Raw genomic sequence first — 17235 nt, forward strand, 5'->3', positions numbered from 1 at the left:
CCGTTACTTCTGCTCTTCTGCCGGAGGAGGTACATCACCCGTACTCGGAGTGGCTTCGCTCTTCTGCTGTTGGAGCACCGGTACATCATCATTCACTGCCGGCTTTTGCTCTTTCACTTCCAACACTGCTGGATCTGGAAGGCCCGCCTGGGTCAGCTTGTGAGCTTGTTCCTTGGCGAAGTATCCTAACCCAAGTGCTGTCAAAAAGAAAGTGGCAGCGAGTATTGCAGTGAATTTACTTAGGAAGGTTGCAGAGCCTTGGCTTCCGAACACAGTATTTGAGGCACCTGCGCCGAAAGATGCACCTGCTTCCGCACCCTTACCCTGTTGCAACAGAACCAGCACTACTAGCGACAGCGCTGCCAACAGATGAAAAACAACGATGACTGTTTCCAGCATTTGTTCAGTTTCCTGCGGCGCGACAAATTGCACCGAATTCGTCTGCGTTCAGGGACGCTCCACCAATGAGCCCCCCATCGATATCCGGCATGCCGAACAGTTCGGCCGCATTGGCCGCCTTCACGCTGCCGCCGTAGAGCAGCTGCACCTTCGCAGCCACTTCAGCATCTTCTGCCGCCAACTGGCCGCGGATGGCAGCATGCACATCCTGAGCCTGTTGGGGCGTGGCCGTAAGGCCAGTGCCGATGGCCCATACAGGCTCATAAGCAATTACTGCATTGGCAAAAGCCTTAACACCGAACGCTTCGATGATACTGCTTAGTTGACGCCCGACAACTTCGAGCGTCTTGCCCGCCTCGCGCTCTTCAAGGGTTTCCCCAATACACAGCACGGGCTTCAAACCTTTGGCCTGTGCGGCTGCAAACTTGCGATTCAGCACTTCATCACTCTCGCCGATGACCTGGCGACGCTCCGAATGCCCAACCAACACCAACTTGCAGCCCACTTCGGCCAGCTGTTCCGGGCAAACTTCCCCGGTCAGCGCACCCTGTTCGGGTTGTACAGCAGAATTCTGTGCGCCGACAGTTATTTCTTTACCTGCCAGGCCATCGATCACTTGATTGATGAACAAGGCCGGTGGAAATACCGCGACTTCCACTCCGCTCGGCAGGGCAAGATTGCTCAAGCCCTCGGTCAGCTCAGCGACGCTGGCGCGGGTACCGTGCATCTTCCAGTTACCAGCTACCATAGGGCGACGCATGCTTTACCTCGTCGGTCAAAGTGGGCGCAGATCTTACCCAACCAGATCTGCGCTGGCAAGCGCCTTCAGACACAAACTTCGCTGACCAGTTTCGCCAGGGCTTCGGCATGGCCGCGAACCTGACTTTCGTCGTCGCCTTCGACCATGACCCGCACCAACGGCTCGGTACCGGACTTGCGCAGCAGCACGCGACCGCGACCGGCCATCGCCTCGGTGACCTTGGCACTGGCTTCCTGCACCGCAGGGTGCTCCAGAGGGTCGACCTTGCTTGCCCCATAGCGCACGTTGATCAGTACCTGAGGGCACTTGCGCAGGGCCTGACGGGCCTGGGCCAGTGTCTCCCCGCGACGCTTGAGGGCCATCAGCACCTGCAGCGCGGCGATGATCGCATCACCGGTGGTGGTGTGGTTGCAGCACACGACATGCCCGGAGTTTTCCCCCCCGACCAACCACTCGCGCTCGATCAGTTCGGCCATGACGTAACGGTCGCCAACCTTGGCCCGCACGAACGGGATATCCAGCTCCTTGAGCGCAAGCTCAAGGCCGAGGTTGCTCATCAGCGTCCCCACTACCCCGCCTTGCAGCTTGCCGCGGTCATGCAGGTCACGGGCGATGATGAACAGCAACTCGTCGCCGTCGACGATGGCACCCGTGTGATCGACCATCAGCACCCGGTCACCGTCGCCATCGAAGGCGATACCGAGGTCGGCATGGCCCACCAGCACGGCGGCCTGCAGCGACTCGATATGGGTAGAGCCACAGCCTTCGTTGATGTTCAAGCCATCAGGCTGAGCATTCAGAATGGTCACGTCGGCACCCAGTTCGCGGAACACGCTTGGCGCGACCTTGTACGTGGCGCCATGGGCGCAATCGACCACCAGCTTGAGGCCGTCGAAGCTGGTGCTCGAAGGCACGCTGCTCTTGCAGAACTCGATGTAGCGGCCAGCCGCATCGTTGATGCGCGAGACCTTGCCCAGCTTGCCCGACTCGACCACCGTCATCGGCTGATCGAGCAACTCTTCGATCATCAACTCGACTTCGTCAGGCAGCTTGGTGCCCTGGCCAGAGAAGAACTTGATGCCGTTGTCGTCGTGCGGGTTGTGCGACGCGCTGATGACAATGCCGGCTTCAGCGTGGAAGGTACGCGTGAGGTAGGCGATGGCCGGGGTCGGCATCGGCCCGAGCAGCATCACATCGGCACCGGCCGCAGAAAGCCCGGCCTCGAGCGCAGATTCGAACATGTAACCGGAAATACGCGTGTCCTTGCCCACCAGCACACGGCAATGGCCCTGCTTGCGGAAAGCCATGCCAGCCGCCCAGCCGAGCTTCAGCATGAAGTCCGGCGTGATCGGGAATTCGCCGACGCGGCCACGAATGCCGTCGGTACCAAAGTATTTTCTGCTCATAGCGACTCCAATGTTCTTATTCGGCGTGTTGAACCGCAGCGATCATGCGTACCACATCGACAGTTTCGGCCACATCATGGACGCGAAGGATGCTCGCCCCCTTGGTCATGGCCAACGCTGCCAGCGCCAGGCTGCCGTACAAACGCTCGCCGACCGGACGATCCAGCGTCAGGCCGATCATGCTCTTTCGTGAAACACCCACCAGCAGTGGGCGCCCAAGGCGATAGAGCGCTTCCATGTGCTTGAACAGGCTCAGGTTGTGCGCCAGTGTCTTGGCGAAACCGAAGCCTGGGTCAAGAATGATTCTGTTTGCATCGATGCCCGCCGCAGCGCAAGCGGCCATCCGTTGTTCAAGATATCGCGTAACGTCCGCTGTCACATCATCGTAATGCGGGTCGTCCTGCATATTGCCCGGCTCACCGCGCATGTGCATCAGGCACACCGGCAGGCCGGTATCGGCCGCCGCGTCCAGGGCACCATCGCGCTCCAGCGCGCGTACGTCGTTGATCAGCCCAGCCCCCAGCCGCGCAGACTCGCGGATGACCGCAGGCGTGGAGGTATCAACCGAAATGACCACATCCAGGCGGCTATTGATTGCCTCGACCATCGGCGCCACGCGCTCGATTTCTTCGATCACGGACACGGCACGCGCCCCAGGGCGCGTCGACTCGCCACCGATGTCGATCAGCGTGGCGCCTGCGGCGACCATCGCTTCGGCATGCCGCAGCGCAGCGTCGCGCTGGCTGAAGCGCCCGCCGTCGGAGAAGGAGTCGGGGGTGATATTGAGGATACCCATGACATGGGTACGCGACAAATCAAGAACCCGGTTGCCGCAAGGCAACCGGGTCGGGTACTGCACTGAACTCATAGATGCCCTTAGTGTTGAGCCGCTGGGCCGCCAATCGGCGATTCCGGGCGATCATCCTGGGCTGCCGGGGTACCCGAAGCCGAGTCACCATCCCAATCGCGAGGCTCGCGCGGGGCACGACCATTCATGATGTCGTCGATCTGGTCGGCATCGATGGTCTCGTACTTCATCAGCGCTTCAGCCATGGCATCGAGCTTGTCACGGTTGTCGGTGAGCAACTGCTTGGCCGTGGCGTAGCACTGGTCGATGATGCTGCGCACTTCCGAGTCGATCAGCTTGGCGGTTTCACCCGACACGCTGGCGTGCTGGCTGCCGGCGCTACGACCGAGGAACACCTCGCCTTCTTCTTCGGCATACATCAACGGGCCGAGCTTCTCGGAAAGGCCCCACTTGGTGACCATGTTCCGGGCAATCTGGCTGGCACGCATGATGTCGTTGGAGGCACCGGTGGTGACGCCGTCGAAGCCCAGGGTCATTTCTTCGGCGATACGGCCGCCGTACAGCGAGCAGATCTGGCTGATCAGCGCACGCTTGGACAGGCTGTAACGGTCTTCTTCAGGCAGGAACATGGTCACACCCAGGGCACGACCACGCGGGATGATCGAAACCTTGTAGACCGGGTCATGCTCAGGCACCAGACGACCGACGATGGCGTGACCGGCTTCGTGGTAGGCGGTGTTCTGTTTTTCTTTCTCGGACATGACCATGGTCTTGCGCTCGGCGCCCATCATGATCTTGTCTTTGGCCAGCTCGAACTCTTTCATTTCGACCAGGCGCTTGTTGGAGCGAGCAGCGAACAACGATGCTTCGTTGACCAGGTTGGCCAGGTCGGCACCGGAGAAGCCTGGGGTACCACGGGCAATGACCGCCGGATTGACGTTCTCGCCGATCGGCACCTTGCGCATGTGCACCTTGAGGATCTGCTCACGGCCGCGGATGTCCGGCAGGCCAACCACCACCTGGCGGTCGAAACGACCAGGACGCAGCAGTGCCGGGTCGAGGACGTCCGGACGGTTGGTCGCGGCGATGACGATGATGCCATCGTTCATCTCGAAGCCATCCATCTCTACCAGCAGCTGGTTGAGGGTTTGTTCGCGCTCATCATGACCACCGCCCATACCGGCGCCACGGTGGCGACCCACGGCGTCGATTTCGTCGATGAAGATGATGCACGGGGCGTGCTTCTTGGCCTGCTCGAACATGTCGCGCACACGGCTGGCACCGACACCGACGAACATTTCAACGAAGTCCGAACCGGAAATGGTGAAGAACGGCACTTTCGCCTCACCGGCAATGGCCTTGGCCAGCAGGGTCTTACCGGTACCCGGTGGGCCGACCATCAACACGCCGCGAGGAATACGGCCGCCGAGGCGCTGGAACTTGCCCGGGTCACGCAGGAATTCGACCAGCTCGCCGACTTCTTCCTTGGCTTCGTCGCAACCCGCGACGTCTGCCAGGGTGGTCTTGACCTGGTCTTCGGACAGCAGGCGCGCCTTGCTCTTGCCGAAACTCATCGGCCCGCCCTTGCCGCCTGCACCACCTTGCATCTGGCGCATGAAGAACATGAATACCGCGATGATCACCAGGATCGGGAAGCTGGCTACCAGCAACTGAGTCCAGATGCTCTGCTGCTCGGGCTGCTTGCCTTCGACGACCACGTGGTTGTCGACCAGGTCGCCGATCAGGCCATTGTCGGTAATGGCCGGGCGCACGGTCTTGAAGCTGTCGCCGTCAGCGCGCTTGCCGGTAATGATGTAGCCGTCGACGGTCACACGCTCGACTTTCCCGTCCTTGACCTGCTGGATGAAGTCGGAGTAGTTGAGGGTCTGCGGCTCGTTAGGGCTTGAGAAGTTGTTCATCACTGTCACCAGGACAGCTGCGATGATCAACCACAGGATCAGATTCTTTGCCATGTCGTTCAATTCGCTACCCTCTGAGGCCGGCGCACGACGCAGCCGTGCCTCGCATGATATTCATCGCCCTAACTTACTACATTACCTACGCATCCGCAGGCACCGTCTGTAACCCTTTGTGAAACCTAGACTACACGAAGTTCGGACGATCCTGACGGGCTGGCCGATTGGAATTAACTATCAGCCACCCCGTAGCACGCCTTTCACACGCCTTTGAAACCTTTACCCAGCAGGTACTGCTCACGCGAGCGATCCCGCGAAGACGACGGCTTGCGCATCTGCACCTTGTCGAACTTGGTGCGAACGTCCTTCAAGTACATGTCGAAGCCTTCGCCCTGGAAAATCTTGATCAGGAAGTCACCACCAGGCTTCAGCACGCGGGTTGCCAGGTCAAGCGCCAACTCACAAAGGAACATGGCGCGCGGCATGTCCACTTCAGGCGTACCACTCATATTGGGGGCCATGTCGGAAATCACAAGGTCTACATGCGAATCGCCGACCGCTTCCAGAATCTGCTGCAGCACTTCATCGTGGGTGAAGTCACCCTGAATGAAGGTCACGTCCGGGATCGAGTCCATTTCCAGGATATCGGAGGCAATCAGACGGCCCTGGCCACCAATCAGACGACTGGTCACCTGCGACCAGCCTCCTGGGGCTGCGCCGAGGTCGATCACACTCATGCCCGGGCGGATCAACCGGTCCTTTTCCTGGATCTCAAGCAGTTTGTAGCTTGCACGCGAACGGTAGCCATCCTTCTGCGCTTGTTTGACGAAAGGGTCGTTAAAATGCTCACGCAGCCAGTTAGCGCTGCTTTTGGAACGTTGTACCACGGGGCACCTCGATGATATGCGTCGTGATTGACTGGGCGGAGCCGGGGGCCCTCGGGTAAAATGCCTGTCAATTTTACAGAATCAGACGGAAAGGGTCAGATTATGCCGCTCAATAACGAGCAGAAGAAGCAATACAAGTCCATTGGTCATGACCTGAAGCCGGTCCTGATCGTTGCTGGCAATGGTGTTAACGAAGGCGTTGCCGCCGAACTGGAACGCGCACTCGCCGATCATGAACTGATCAAGGTCGAGATTCGCTCCGAAGATCGCGAAGAACGCGCTGCCGCCATTGCCGAGTTGTGCAAGGTCGGCCGTGCTGAACTGGTGCAGACCATCGGCAAGAAAGCGCTGATCTACCGCAAGAACCCACAGCCGAACAAGCAGCTGTCGAACGTCCACCGCTTCAAGTAATAGCTGCTCCGATCAGTGGCGCGCCTTGCGCGCCCTGACCGGTACTGGCTGGGCCACCAGTACGATGCCGGAAAAACCCAGCACCAGGAAACAGAACATCTGCCAGCGCTCGCCCACGGATATACCGTAGCGCAAGGTGTAATACCCCACGCAGGCACCAAAGCCGAGCAACAGCATCTGCCCACGGAACTGTCGCCACCAGGCCGCCAGGCCATCCACCCTCGCCAATACCGCCAGCTGGGTCAACAAGCCAAGCAAGGCCACGCCAATCAACCAGCGGTCGATCTGCCCGGCAATATCCTGCACCAGCAGGGGCGCCAGGCCACTGACCTTGAGCGCGGGCACCAGCCCCACATGAAACACCCACAAGCCGCCGACCCAGAAAACCTGGGCCAGCTGCCAGAGGATCCCTTCAAGGGATGGCGCCCGCAGGCGCCGGTCAGATGTGCTGGACTTCGACAATCTCGTACTCGACCGTGCCACTTGGCGTCTTGATGACGACGATATCACCTTCTTCCTTGCCGATGATGGCACGGGCAATCGGCGCGCCTGCCGACAGCTTGCCCAGCTTGATGTTGGCTTCGTCTTCACCCACGATCTGGTACTTCACGCGCTCGTCGGTTTCGGTATTGGCCAGCTCGACGGTAGTGCCGAAAATGACCTTGCCGGTGTGCGGGATAGAGGTCACATCGATCACCACCGAGTTCTGCAGGCGGCCTTCGATATCGCGGATACGCGCCTCGACCATGCCCTGCTCCTCACGGGCGGCATGGTATTCGGCGTTTTCCTTGAGGTCACCCAGCTCGCGTGCTTCACCGATAGCCTGGCTCAGGCGCGGGCGCTCGGTCTTGCTCAGGAACAGGTGCTCCTCTTCCAGGGCGCGAGCGCCCTGGACGGTCATCGGGTATTTGGTAATGCTCATGCTTTGAGTCCTGCATGCAGATCCTGCAAGCGACGAACGGTCTTCTCGGGACCAAACTTCAGCGCTTCGCAGATGGCTTCACCGGCCGCAATGGTGGTGGTGCAGTAAATCTTGTGCTGCAGCGCATTGCGACGAATCGAGTAGGAATCAGCGATCGACTGACGGCCTTCGGTGGTGTTGATGATCAGCGACACTTCGTCGTTCTTGATCATGTCGACCACGTGCGGGCGACCTTCGGTCACTTTGTTCACACGGCGCACTTTCAGGCCTGCCGCCTCGATAACCTTGGCGGTGCCGGCAGTGGCAACCACTTCGAAGCCCAGGGCGATCAGGTCGCGGGCAACGCCAGCCACTTGTGGCTTGTCGTCGTCACGCACGCTGATGAACGCGGTACCGCCGGTTGGCAGCACTTCACTGGCACCCATCTGAGCCTTGGCGAACGCTTCACCGAAGCTGTCACCGACGCCCATGACTTCACCGGTCGATTTCATCTCAGGGCCGAGGATCGGGTCAACCCCTGGGAACTTGGCGAACGGGAAGACGGCTTCCTTGACGCTGTAGAAGTTCGGGATGATTTCTTTGGTGAAACCGATCTCTTTCAGGGTTTTACCCGCCATCACGCGGGCGGCAATCATGGCCAGCGAGGTGCCGATGCACTTGGAGACGAACGGCACGGTACGCGAAGCGCGCGGGTTGACTTCGATCACGTAGATCTTGTCGCCCTGCAGGGCCAGCTGAACGTTCATCAGGCCGACAACGCCCAGCTCCAGGGCCATTTTCTTGACCTGTTCGCGAACTTCGTCCTGCACGTGAGCCGGCAGCGAGTACGGTGGCAGCGAGCACGCCGAGTCACCGGAGTGAACGCCGGCCTGCTCGATGTGCTGCATGATCGCGCCGATCACCACGTCGGTGCCGTCGCAGACCGCATCCACGTCCATCTCGATGGCGCAGTTGAGGAAGTGGTCGAGCAGCACCGGGCTGTCGTTGGACACCTGTACGGCTTCACGCAGGTAGCGCTTGAGTTCGTCCAGCTCGTAGACGATCTCCATGGCGCGACCACCCAGTACGTACGACGGGCGCACCACCAGTGGGTAACCGATACCGCCAGCGGCACGGATGGCCTCGTCTTCGCTGCGCACGGTCGCGTTTGGCGGCTGCAGCAGGTTCAGGCGCTGAACCATCTGCTGGAAGCGCTCGCGGTCTTCGGCGCGGTCGATGGCGTCCGGGCTGGTACCGATGATCGGTACGCCGGCTTCTTCCAGGGCGCGTGCCAGTTTCAGCGGGGTCTGGCCGCCGTAGTGAACGATCACGCCCTTCGGCTTCTCGACACGGCAGACTTCCAGCACGTCTTCCAGGGTCAGCGGCTCGAAGTACAGACGGTCGGAGGTGTCGTAGTCGGTGGAGACGGTTTCCGGGTTGCAGTTGACCATGATGGTCTCGTAACCGTCTTCACGCAGCGCCAGGGCCGCGTGCACGCAGCAGTAGTCGAACTCGATGCCTTGGCCGATACGGTTAGGGCCGCCACCCAGGATCATGATCTTGTCGCGGGTCGACGGGTTGGCCTCGCACTCTTCCTCGTAGGTCGAATACAGGTAGGCGGTGTCGGTGGCGAACTCGGCAGCGCAGGTGTCGACGCGCTTGTAGACCGGGAACACTTCCAGCTTGTGACGGTGACGACGCAGGTTCTTGTCGGTAATGCCGAGCAGCACAGCCAGGCGCTGGTCCGAGAAGCCTTTGCGCTTGAGGCGCAGCATCATGCCTTTATCGATGGCCGACAGGGCCAGGGTCTTGACCTTCTCTTCTTCCTTGATCAGGTCTTCCATCTGAACCAGGAACCACATGTCGATGCCGGTCAGGGCGAAGATCTCTTCGCAGGTCATGCCCGAACGCATGGCGTCGGCCACATACCAGATACGCTCGGCGCCCGGCACGGTCAGCTCGCGCTTGAGGATGCTGGCCGCTTCGGCGCTGGCCAGATCAACTTTCGGGTCCAGACCGCAAACACCGACTTCCAGGCCGCGCAGGGCTTTCTGCAGGGATTCCTGGAAGGTACGGCCGATGGCCATGACTTCACCCACGGATTTCATCTGGGTGGTCAGGCGGGCGTCGGCTTTCGGGAATTTCTCGAAGGCGAAACGTGGCAGCTTGGTGACGACGTAGTCGATCGACGGTTCGAACGACGCCGGGGTACGGCCGCCGGTGATGTCGTTCTGCAGCTCATCGAGGGTGTAGCCGACAGCCAGCTTGGCGGCGATCTTGGCGATCGGGAAGCCGGTGGCCTTGGAAGCCAGGGCCGACGAACGCGATACACGCGGGTTCATCTCGATCACGACCATGCGGCCGGTGTCTGGGCAGATACCGAACTGCACGTTGGAACCGCCGGTTTCGACACCGATTTCACGCAGCACCGCCAGCGAGGCGTTGCGCATGATCTGGTATTCCTTGTCGGTCAGGGTCTGTGCTGGGGCAACGGTGATCGAGTCGCCGGTGTGCACGCCCATCGGGTCGAAGTTCTCGATCGAGCAGACGATGATGCAGTTGTCCTTCTTGTCGCGGACCACCTCCATCTCGTATTCCTTCCAGCCGATCAGCGATTCGTCGATCAGCAGCTCTTTGGTCGGCGACAAGTCCAGACCACGGGCGCAGATTTCTTCGAACTCTTCACGGTTGTAGGCGATACCACCACCGGTGCCGCCCATGGTGAAGGACGGACGGATGATGCATGGGAAGCCGAGCTTCTCGAGGACCGCATTGGCCTCCTCCATGCTGTGGGCGATACCGGAACGCGGGCATTCCAGGCCGATGTCTTTCATCGCCTTGTCGAAGCGCGAACGGTCTTCTGCCTTGTCGATGGTGTCGGCGTTGGCGCCGATCATCTCTACGCCGAACTTTTCCAGAACGCCGTGGCGCTCCAGGTCCAGGGCGCAGTTCAGTGCGGTTTGGCCGCCCATGGTCGGCAGGACGGCGTCAGGGCGCTCCTGCTCGATGATCTTGGCCACCGACTGCCATTTGATCGGCTCGATGTAGGTGGCGTCGGCCATGGCCGGGTCGGTCATGATGGTGGCCGGGTTGGAGTTCACCAGGATGACGCGATAGCCTTCCTCGCGCAGGGCTTTGCAAGCCTGGGCGCCGGAGTAGTCGAATTCACAGGCCTGGCCGATCACGATCGGGCCAGCGCCGAGAATCAGGATGCTTTTGATGTCTGTACGTTTTGGCATGGTTGTCACTCAAATCCGCGGGTCAGTCGGCAAGCCGTCTTGAACAATCTGGGTCAGGCGCTTCCGGGCGCGGCGCGAGCCGGCCCGGGGCCTTGATGCAGGATGCTCAGCGGCGCTTGGCCATGGCATCGATGAAACGATCGAACAGTGGCGCGACGTCAGTCGGGCCTGGGCTCGCTTCAGGGTGGCCCTGGAAGCTGAACGCGCTCTTGTCGGTGCGCTCGATGCCCTGCAGGGTACCGTCGAACAGCGACTTGTGGATGGCGCGGACGTTGCCCGGCAGCGTGGCTTCGTCAACGGCAAAACCGTGGTTCTGGCTGGTGATCATGACCACGCCGGTGTCCAGGTCCTGGACCGGGTGGTTGGCACCGTGGTGGCCGTGGCCCATCTTGACGGTCTTGGCGCCGGAGGCCAGGGCCAGCAGTTGGTGGCCGAGGCAGATACCGAATACCGGGATCTCGGTTTCAAGGACTTCCTTGATGGCCTGGATGGCGTAGTCGCAAGGCTCCGGATCACCAGGGCCGTTGGACAGGAACACGCCATCAGGGTTGAGTGCGAGCACTTCGCTGGCCGGGGTCTGGGCAGGCACCACGGTCACGCGGCAGCCACGAGCAACCAGCATGCGCAGGATGTTCAGCTTGACGCCGTAGTCGAAGGCGACCACGTGGTAAGGCAGCTCGGAAGCTTCCAGGGTCGGGTGGCTGTCGGTTTTCAGTTCCCACACGCTGGAGCGCCACTCGTAACGCTCTTTGGTGGAAACGACCTTGGCCAGGTCCATGCCCTTGAGGCCCGGGAAGGCGCGGGCAGCGGCGATGGCGGCTTCTTCGCTGATGTTGTCACCGGCGAGGATGCAGCCGTTCTGCGCACCCTTTTCACGCAGGATACGGGTCAGGCGACGGGTGTCGATGCCGGCGATGGCAACGACGTTGTTGGCCTTGAGGTAGTCAGGCAGCGACTGGGTGTTACGCCAGTTGCTGGCCAGCAGCGGCAGGTCACGGATGACCAGGCCGGCAGACCAGACACGGTTCGACTCGGCGTCTTCCGGGGTGGTACCGGTGTTGCCGATGTGCGGATAGGTCAGGGTAACGATTTGCTGGGCGTAGGAAGGGTCTGTAAGGATTTCCTGGTAGCCGGTCATAGCGGTGTTGAACACCACCTCACCAACGGTCTGACCGTCGGCACCGATGGCTTCACCGCGAAAAATACTGCCGTCGGCAAGGGCGAGTATGGCTGGCTTTGTCAAGAAGACCTCCCGTAAATCAAGCATGAAAGGGCGATCGCAGGTTGCAAAAAAGCGGAGTGACGTATGGACACGTCACCCCGCTTTCATGTGCTGAATTCAATTCGCTGCGCGCTTTTAGTGGACACACTAAAGCTGTAGCTTACAGAAAAGTGCGTTTTCGGTCTACCGTATATGTGTCTCTAAAACACATGATTGCGACAGGCTGACCTCGCTGGCATTGGAAACCTGTAGGAGCGGCCTTGCGTCGCGAAAGGACTGCGCAGCAGTCCCGGGATTCCAGCCGCGCCGCTACCCCCCCGGGCCCGCTCTGCGACCCTCTTACGACACCAGGCCGCTCCCACACAGATCAGTGCAGCCCCAGCACGTCCTGCATGTCGTACAGCCCCGGCTCACGCCCATCCAGCCACAGCGCAGCACGCACCGCACCCTTGGCGAAGGTCATGCGGCTCGAGGCCTTGTGGGTGATCTCCACCCGCTCGCCTTCGGCAGCGAACAGCACGGTGTGGTCACCCACCACGTCACCGGCACGCACGGTAGCGAAGCCGATGGTCTGGCGATCACGCGCACCGGTCTGGCCTTCGCGGCCATACACGGCCACTTCCTTCAGGTCACGCCCCAACGCCTGAGCCACCACTTCACCCATGCGCAGCGCAGTACCTGATGGCGCATCGACCTTGTGCCGGTGGTGCGCCTCGAGGATCTCGATGTCGACCTCGTCGCCCAGCACGCGCGCTGCGGTGTCCAGCAGCTTCAGGCACAGGTTGACGCCAACGCTGAAGTTGGCGGCAAAGACGATCGGGATATCCTTGCCCGCTTCGACCAGCAACGCTTTCTCTTCCGGCGTAAAGCCAGTAGTGCCAATGACCATGGCCTTGCCCGCCTTGCGGCAGAACGCGAGGTTCTTCAGGGTCACTGAAGGGTGCGTGAAGTCGATCAGCACGTCGAACTCGTCCACAACCTTGACCAAGTCGTCGGAGATCGGCACGCCAATACGACCCAAGGCCGCCAACTCCCCTGCATCAGCCCCTACCAGGCTGCTGTCAGGGCGATGGATCGCCGCCGTCAAACCCGCCTGAGGCGCTTGGTGCTGCACAGCTTCGACAAGGGTCTTGCCCATCCGCCCTGCCGCGCCCATTACCGCAATACGTCGCATAACCTGTTCCTTGTCAGAGATCGCCGAAGAAGCGCTTCACGCCATCGAACCAGCCATTGGCCTTGGGCGAATGGGAGCTGTCGCCTTCCAGCGAATCACGCAGCTCTTCGAGCAGCTCGCGCTGGCGACGGCTGAGGTTGACCGGGGTTTCTACCGCCACGCGGCACAGCAGGTCACCTGCCCCACCACCGCGAACCGGTGCCACACCTTTGCCGCGCAGACGGAACTGCTTGCCGGTCTGGGTGCCTTCCGGGATCTTCAGCTTCACCCGGCCATCGAGGGTCGGCACTTCCAGCTCGCCACCCAGGGCAGCGTCGGTGTAGCTGATTGGCACTTCGCAGTACAGGTGCTTGCCATCGCGCTGGAAGATCTCGTGCTCACGCACGTTGATGACCACGTACAGGTCGCCAGTCGGGCCACCATGGGTACCGGCCTCGCCCTCGCCCGACAGGCGAATGCGGTCACCGGTATCGACACCTGCCGGCACCTTGACCGACAACGTCTTGTATTCCTCGACACGGCCTTCGCCGTGGCACGCGCCGCAAGGGTCGGTGATGATCTTGCCCTGGCCATGGCAGCGCGGGCAGGTCTGCTGCACCGAGAAGAAGCCTTGCTGCATGCGCACCTGGCCGATACCGCCGCAGGTCGGGCAGGTCGACGGGGTCGAGCCCTTCTTCGCGCCGGAACCATCACAAGGGTTGCAGTTGACCAGGGTAGGAACGCGGATACTGACCGTGGTGCCACGCACCGCTTCTTCCAGGTTCAGCTCCAGGGTGTAACGCAGGTCGCTGCCACGCTGGGCGCCACCGCGCGAGCCGCCACGGCCGCCACCGAAGAAATCACTGAACACATCGCCGAAGATGTCGGAGAAGTTGGCACCACCGAAGCCGGCACCACCGCCACCCATGCTAGGGTCGACGCCGGCGTGACCATACTGGTCATAGGCCGCGCGCTTGCTGGCATCGGACAGCACTTCGTAGGCCTCGTTGGCCTCCTTGAACTGCTCTTCCGACTCCTTGTCGCCCGGGTTGCGGTCGGGGTGGTACTTCATCGCCAAGCGGCGATAGGCCTTTTTGAGATCACCTTCGTTGGCGCCACGCTCGACACCCAGGACCTCATAATAATCACGCTTTGCCATAGGTCATTTGCACTCTTGAGGGCGTTCGACAGAGCGCTGCGCATAGGCGCATGGGCGCTGTGCCGTAAGCACCTGCCGCGCGAATGCGTCCTGACAGATGCTGTAAAAATTCGCGTATTCCAGACACACCAACGCGGGAGCAAGCCCCCGCGCGGCGACATCCTACCAGCTCACCGCCAAACGGCGGTGAGCTGGCCGACAACATGCAAAAATTACTTCTTGTCGTCGCCTTTTACTTCTTCGAACTCGGCGTCAACCACGTCATCGTGCTTGGCTTCCGGTTCGGCCTGCTGCGCGCCGCCCTGAGGCTGTTCGGCTTGCTGCTCGGCGTACATCTTCTGAGCCACTGGCGCGGAGACCTTGGACAGCTCTTCGACCTTGGCTTCGATCGCGGCCTTGTCGTCGCCTTTGACAGCGGCTTCCAGGGCAACGACTGCCGCTTCGATGGCGGTTTTCTCTTCAGCGGTGACCTTGTCACCTGCATCAGCGACCATCTTGCGGGTCGAGTGAACCAGTGCATCACCCTGGTTACGGGCAGCGGCCAGCTCTTCGAACTTGCGGTCTTCCTCGGCGTTGGCCTCGGCGTCACGCACCATGCGCTCGATTTCGTCATCGGACAGGCCGGAGTTGGCCTTGATCACGATCGACTGGGTCTTGCCGGTGGCCTTGTCTTTCGCGCCGACGTGCAGGATGCCGTTGGCGTCGATGTCGAAGGTCACTTCGATCTGTGGAACACCGCGTGGTGCTGGCGGGATCTCGGCCAGGTCGAACTTGCCCAGCGACTTGTTGCTCGAAGCCTGCTTACGCTCACCTTGCAGCACGTGAATGGTCACGGCGCTCTGGTTGTCGTCGGCAGTCGAGAACACCTGCGACTTCTTGGTCGGGATGGTGGTGTTCTTCTCGATCAGCGCAGTCATCACGCCACCCATGGTTTCGATACCCAGGGTCAGCGGGCTGACGTCCAGCAGCAGTACGTCTTTCACGTCACCGGCCAGAACAGCACCCTGGATAGCGGCGCCCATGGCGACGGCTTCATCCGGGTTGACGTCCTTGCGGGCTTCCTTGCCGAAGAAGTCGGCAACGGTTTTCTGTACCAGCGGCATACGGGTCTGGCCGCCGACCAGGATCACGTCGTCGATCTTGCTGGCGTCGATGCCGGCATCTTTCAGCGCGATGCGGCAAGGCTCGATGGTGCGCTGCACCAGGCCTTCAACCAGCGACTCCAGCTTGGCGCGGGAGATTTTCACGTTCAAGTGCTTAGGACCGGTGGCATCTGCAGTGATGTACGGCAGGTTGACGTCGGTCTGCTGCGCGGACGACAGCTCGATCTTGGCCTTTTCAGCGGCTTCTTTCAGGCGCTGCATGGCCAGCGGGTCGCCCTTCAGGTTCATGCCGGACTCTTTCTTGAACTCCTCGACGAGGTAGTCAATCAGCAGCATGTCGAAGTCTTCGCCACCCAGGAAGGTGTCGCCGTTGGTAGCCAGTACTTCAAACTGGTGCTCACCGTCGACTTCGGCGATTTCGATGACCGAAACGTCGAAGGTACCGCCACCCAGGTCATAAACGATGACAGTGTGGTCGCCCTTGGCTTTGTCCATGCCATAGGCCAGTGCCGCAGCGGTCGGTTCGTTGATGATGCGCTTTACATCCAGGCCCGCGATGCGGCCGGCGTCTTTGGTGGCCTGACGCTGACTGTCGTTGAAGTAGGCCGGCACGGTGATGACCGCTTCGGTGACAGGCTCGCCGAGGTAGTCTTCGGCGGTCTTCTTCATCTTTTTCAGGACTTCGGCGCTGATTTGCGGCGGCGCCATTTTCTGGCCGTTGACTTCGACCCAGGCGTCACCGTTGTCGGCCTTGGCGATTTTGTACGGAACCAGCTCGATGTCTTTTTGCACCACTTGCTCTTCGAAGCGACGGCCAATCAGGCGCTTCACGGCGAACAGGGTGTTGTGCGGGTTGGTGACAGCCTGACGCTTGGCAGACTGGCCTACCAGGATTTCGCCATCGTTGGCATAGGCCACGATCGAAGGGGTAGTACGCGCACCTTCGGCGTTTTCGATGACTTTGACGTTACCGTTTTCCAGGATGGAGACGCACGAGTTGGTGGTCCCCAGGTCGATACCGATGATTTTACCCATGTTAACTCTCCCGAAACTTGAATTTGGTTAGCAGCGACTACTTTGGCCAACTGCGGTAATACTTGAAGGCTTGACACCTAGATGGGGTTGCCCCGACAGATTTCAAGCCTTTTCATTGATCGAAGGCTGAGCGGCGCTTGGCGCCTTGCTGACCACCACCATGGCGGGGCGCAGCAGGCGGCCGTTGAGCAGGTAGCCTTTCTGGAACACCTTGAGCACGCTGTTAGGCTCGACCTCGGCACTTTCTTCCATGGCCATGGCCTGGTGGTGCTCGGCATTGAACGGTTCGCCGTGCGGGTCGACAGCCTCGAGGTTGTAGCGCTTGAGGGTGTCGTGGAACATCTTCAGGGTCAGCTCGATGCCTTCACGCATCGGCTTGATGCTTTCGTCGTCGGCATTGGACAGTTCCAGGCCGCGCTCCAAGCTGTCGATCACCGGCAACAGGTCGCCAGCGAATTTTTCCAGGGCGAACTTGTGCGCCTTCTCGACATCCTGCTCGGCGCGACGGCGCACGTTCTGCAAGTCGGCAACGGCGCGCAGCGACTGATCCTTGGCGGCGGCCAGCTGTTCCTCGAGCTCCAGAACACGGGCGCCGACATCTGCTGCACCAGTCTCTTCGACGTTAAGGTCTTTCTCATTCAGCTGTTCGTCAGCCATTGGGTCTCTCCTGCGCAGATTTCTGGATTGCGAGCCAGGCTCGCCTTTGTTGTCGGCTATATGGGGCCGGAAAAACCAGCTTCAAGGGGCAACATGGTTTTCCCGGGCGGATGAGAATGTGCGAGCGGGCATTGTCAGGGTAGAAAAAAGTACTGTATAAATAACCAGACCTGACCCTT

Annotated in this window: 15 protein-coding genes; 1 reads left to right on the forward strand and 14 read right to left on the reverse strand. The window is 60.7% G+C overall.

The genetic code is table 11. From position 1 onward, the window contains the following. Positions 1–3: 3 nt before the first annotated feature. The 6 genes from secG to rlmE all read right to left on the reverse strand — a co-directional run bounded on the left by secG (position 4) and on the right by rlmE (position 6176). Positions 4–399, reverse strand: a complete 396-nt coding sequence (gene secG, locus HU766_RS00220) for a preprotein translocase subunit SecG (protein WP_047583813.1) — start codon at positions 397–399, stop codon at positions 4–6. A gap of 4 nt (positions 400–403) precedes the next feature. Beyond that, positions 404–1159 carry a triose-phosphate isomerase gene (gene tpiA, locus HU766_RS00225; protein ID WP_033701590.1) on the reverse strand — a complete coding sequence of 252 codons (756 nt, stop codon included), beginning with the start codon at positions 1157–1159 and terminating at the stop codon, positions 404–406. A gap of 65 nt (positions 1160–1224) precedes the next feature. After that, the gene (gene glmM / locus HU766_RS00230) at positions 1225–2565 is read right to left on the reverse strand and encodes a phosphoglucosamine mutase (protein WP_186652599.1); all 1341 of its coding nucleotides are present in this window, start codon (positions 2563–2565) and stop codon (positions 1225–1227) included. Between the two features lie 16 nt (positions 2566–2581). After that, positions 2582–3433 (reverse strand): dihydropteroate synthase, encoded by an 852-nt coding sequence (gene folP / locus HU766_RS00235; RefSeq protein ID WP_186652600.1) that lies wholly within the window; start codon positions 3431–3433, stop codon positions 2582–2584. 8 nt (positions 3434–3441) lie between these two features. After that, entirely contained in the window at positions 3442–5346 is a 1905-nt protein-coding gene (gene ftsH / locus HU766_RS00240) for an ATP-dependent zinc metalloprotease FtsH (RefSeq protein ID WP_186652601.1), read from the reverse strand. A gap of 203 nt (positions 5347–5549) precedes the next feature. Beyond that, positions 5550–6176 (reverse strand): 23S rRNA (uridine(2552)-2'-O)-methyltransferase RlmE, encoded by a 627-nt coding sequence (gene rlmE / locus HU766_RS00245; protein WP_033701595.1) that lies wholly within the window; start codon positions 6174–6176, stop codon positions 5550–5552. A 102-nt stretch (positions 6177–6278) separates the two neighbouring features. Here rlmE and HU766_RS00250 point away from each other — a divergent pair, with 102 nt between their 5' ends. After that, on the forward strand, positions 6279–6587 hold the full coding sequence (locus HU766_RS00250; protein WP_033701598.1) for a YhbY family RNA-binding protein: 309 nt from the start codon (positions 6279–6281) through the stop codon (positions 6585–6587). 12 nt (positions 6588–6599) lie between these two features. Here the strand turns inward: HU766_RS00250 and HU766_RS00255 are convergent, their stop codons facing one another. The 8 genes from HU766_RS00255 to grpE form a co-directional block, all read right to left on the reverse strand. Next, positions 6600–7049 carry an MFS transporter gene (locus HU766_RS00255; protein WP_081874760.1) on the reverse strand — a complete coding sequence of 150 codons (450 nt, stop codon included), beginning with the start codon at positions 7047–7049 and terminating at the stop codon, positions 6600–6602. Next, positions 7027–7509: a transcription elongation factor GreA gene (gene greA / locus HU766_RS00260; protein WP_077068663.1), complete on the reverse strand. Its 483-nt coding sequence runs from the start codon at positions 7507–7509 to the stop codon at positions 7027–7029. The genes HU766_RS00255 and greA overlap by 23 nt, the downstream gene beginning before the upstream one ends. After that, a complete protein-coding gene (carB, locus tag HU766_RS00265) occupies positions 7506–10727 on the reverse strand; it encodes a carbamoyl-phosphate synthase large subunit (protein ID WP_033701599.1) in 3222 nt (1073 codons plus the stop codon). Before carB ends, greA begins: the two co-directional genes overlap by 4 nt. A 106-nt stretch (positions 10728–10833) precedes the next feature. Then, a complete protein-coding gene (gene carA, locus HU766_RS00270) occupies positions 10834–11970 on the reverse strand; it encodes a glutamine-hydrolyzing carbamoyl-phosphate synthase small subunit (RefSeq protein WP_033701601.1) in 1137 nt (378 codons plus the stop codon). Between the two features lie 346 nt (positions 11971–12316). Further along, a complete protein-coding gene (dapB, locus tag HU766_RS00275) occupies positions 12317–13123 on the reverse strand; it encodes a 4-hydroxy-tetrahydrodipicolinate reductase (RefSeq protein ID WP_033701604.1) in 807 nt (268 codons plus the stop codon). Between the two features lie 13 nt (positions 13124–13136). After that, positions 13137–14261 (reverse strand): molecular chaperone DnaJ, encoded by a 1125-nt coding sequence (gene dnaJ, locus HU766_RS00280; RefSeq protein WP_033701606.1) that lies wholly within the window; start codon positions 14259–14261, stop codon positions 13137–13139. Between the two features lie 212 nt (positions 14262–14473). Beyond that, positions 14474–16399: a molecular chaperone DnaK gene (gene dnaK, locus HU766_RS00285; RefSeq protein WP_033701608.1), complete on the reverse strand. Its 1926-nt coding sequence runs from the start codon at positions 16397–16399 to the stop codon at positions 14474–14476. Positions 16400–16501: 102 nt separating this feature from the next. Continuing rightward, positions 16502–17056 carry a nucleotide exchange factor GrpE gene (gene grpE / locus HU766_RS00290; protein ID WP_033701610.1) on the reverse strand — a complete coding sequence of 185 codons (555 nt, stop codon included), beginning with the start codon at positions 17054–17056 and terminating at the stop codon, positions 16502–16504. Between the last annotated feature and the right edge of the window lie 179 nt (positions 17057–17235).

It is taken from the genome of Pseudomonas sp. SWRI77 (assembly GCF_014269105.1).
Lineage (GTDB): Bacteria > Pseudomonadota > Gammaproteobacteria > Pseudomonadales > Pseudomonadaceae > Aquipseudomonas > Aquipseudomonas capeferrum.

Coding starts and splice junctions, on each gene's coding strand:
- dapB (WP_033701604.1), bottom strand. CDS start 13,123: ATGCGACGTATTGCGGTAATGGGCGCGGCAGGGCGGATGGGCAAGACC.
- dnaJ (WP_033701606.1), bottom strand. CDS start 14,261: ATGGCAAAGCGTGATTATTATGAGGTCCTGGGTGTCGAGCGTGGCGCC.
- greA (WP_077068663.1), bottom strand. CDS start 7,509: ATGAGCATTACCAAATACCCGATGACCGTCCAGGGCGCTCGCGCCCTG.
- folP (WP_186652600.1), bottom strand. CDS start 3,433: ATGAGTTCAGTGCAGTACCCGACCCGGTTGCCTTGCGGCAACCGGGTT.
- secG (WP_047583813.1), bottom strand. CDS start 399: ATGCTGGAAACAGTCATCGTTGTTTTTCATCTGTTGGCAGCGCTGTCG.
- grpE (WP_033701610.1), bottom strand. CDS start 17,056: ATGGCTGACGAACAGCTGAATGAGAAAGACCTTAACGTCGAAGAGACT.
- carB (WP_033701599.1), bottom strand. CDS start 10,727: ATGCCAAAACGTACAGACATCAAAAGCATCCTGATTCTCGGCGCTGGC.
- glmM (WP_186652599.1), bottom strand. CDS start 2,565: ATGAGCAGAAAATACTTTGGTACCGACGGCATTCGTGGCCGCGTCGGC.
- tpiA (WP_033701590.1), bottom strand. CDS start 1,159: ATGCGTCGCCCTATGGTAGCTGGTAACTGGAAGATGCACGGTACCCGC.
- dnaK (WP_033701608.1), bottom strand. CDS start 16,399: ATGGGTAAAATCATCGGTATCGACCTGGGGACCACCAACTCGTGCGTC.
- ftsH (WP_186652601.1), bottom strand. CDS start 5,346: ATGGCAAAGAATCTGATCCTGTGGTTGATCATCGCAGCTGTCCTGGTG.
- HU766_RS00250 (WP_033701598.1), top strand. CDS start 6,279: ATGCCGCTCAATAACGAGCAGAAGAAGCAATACAAGTCCATTGGTCAT.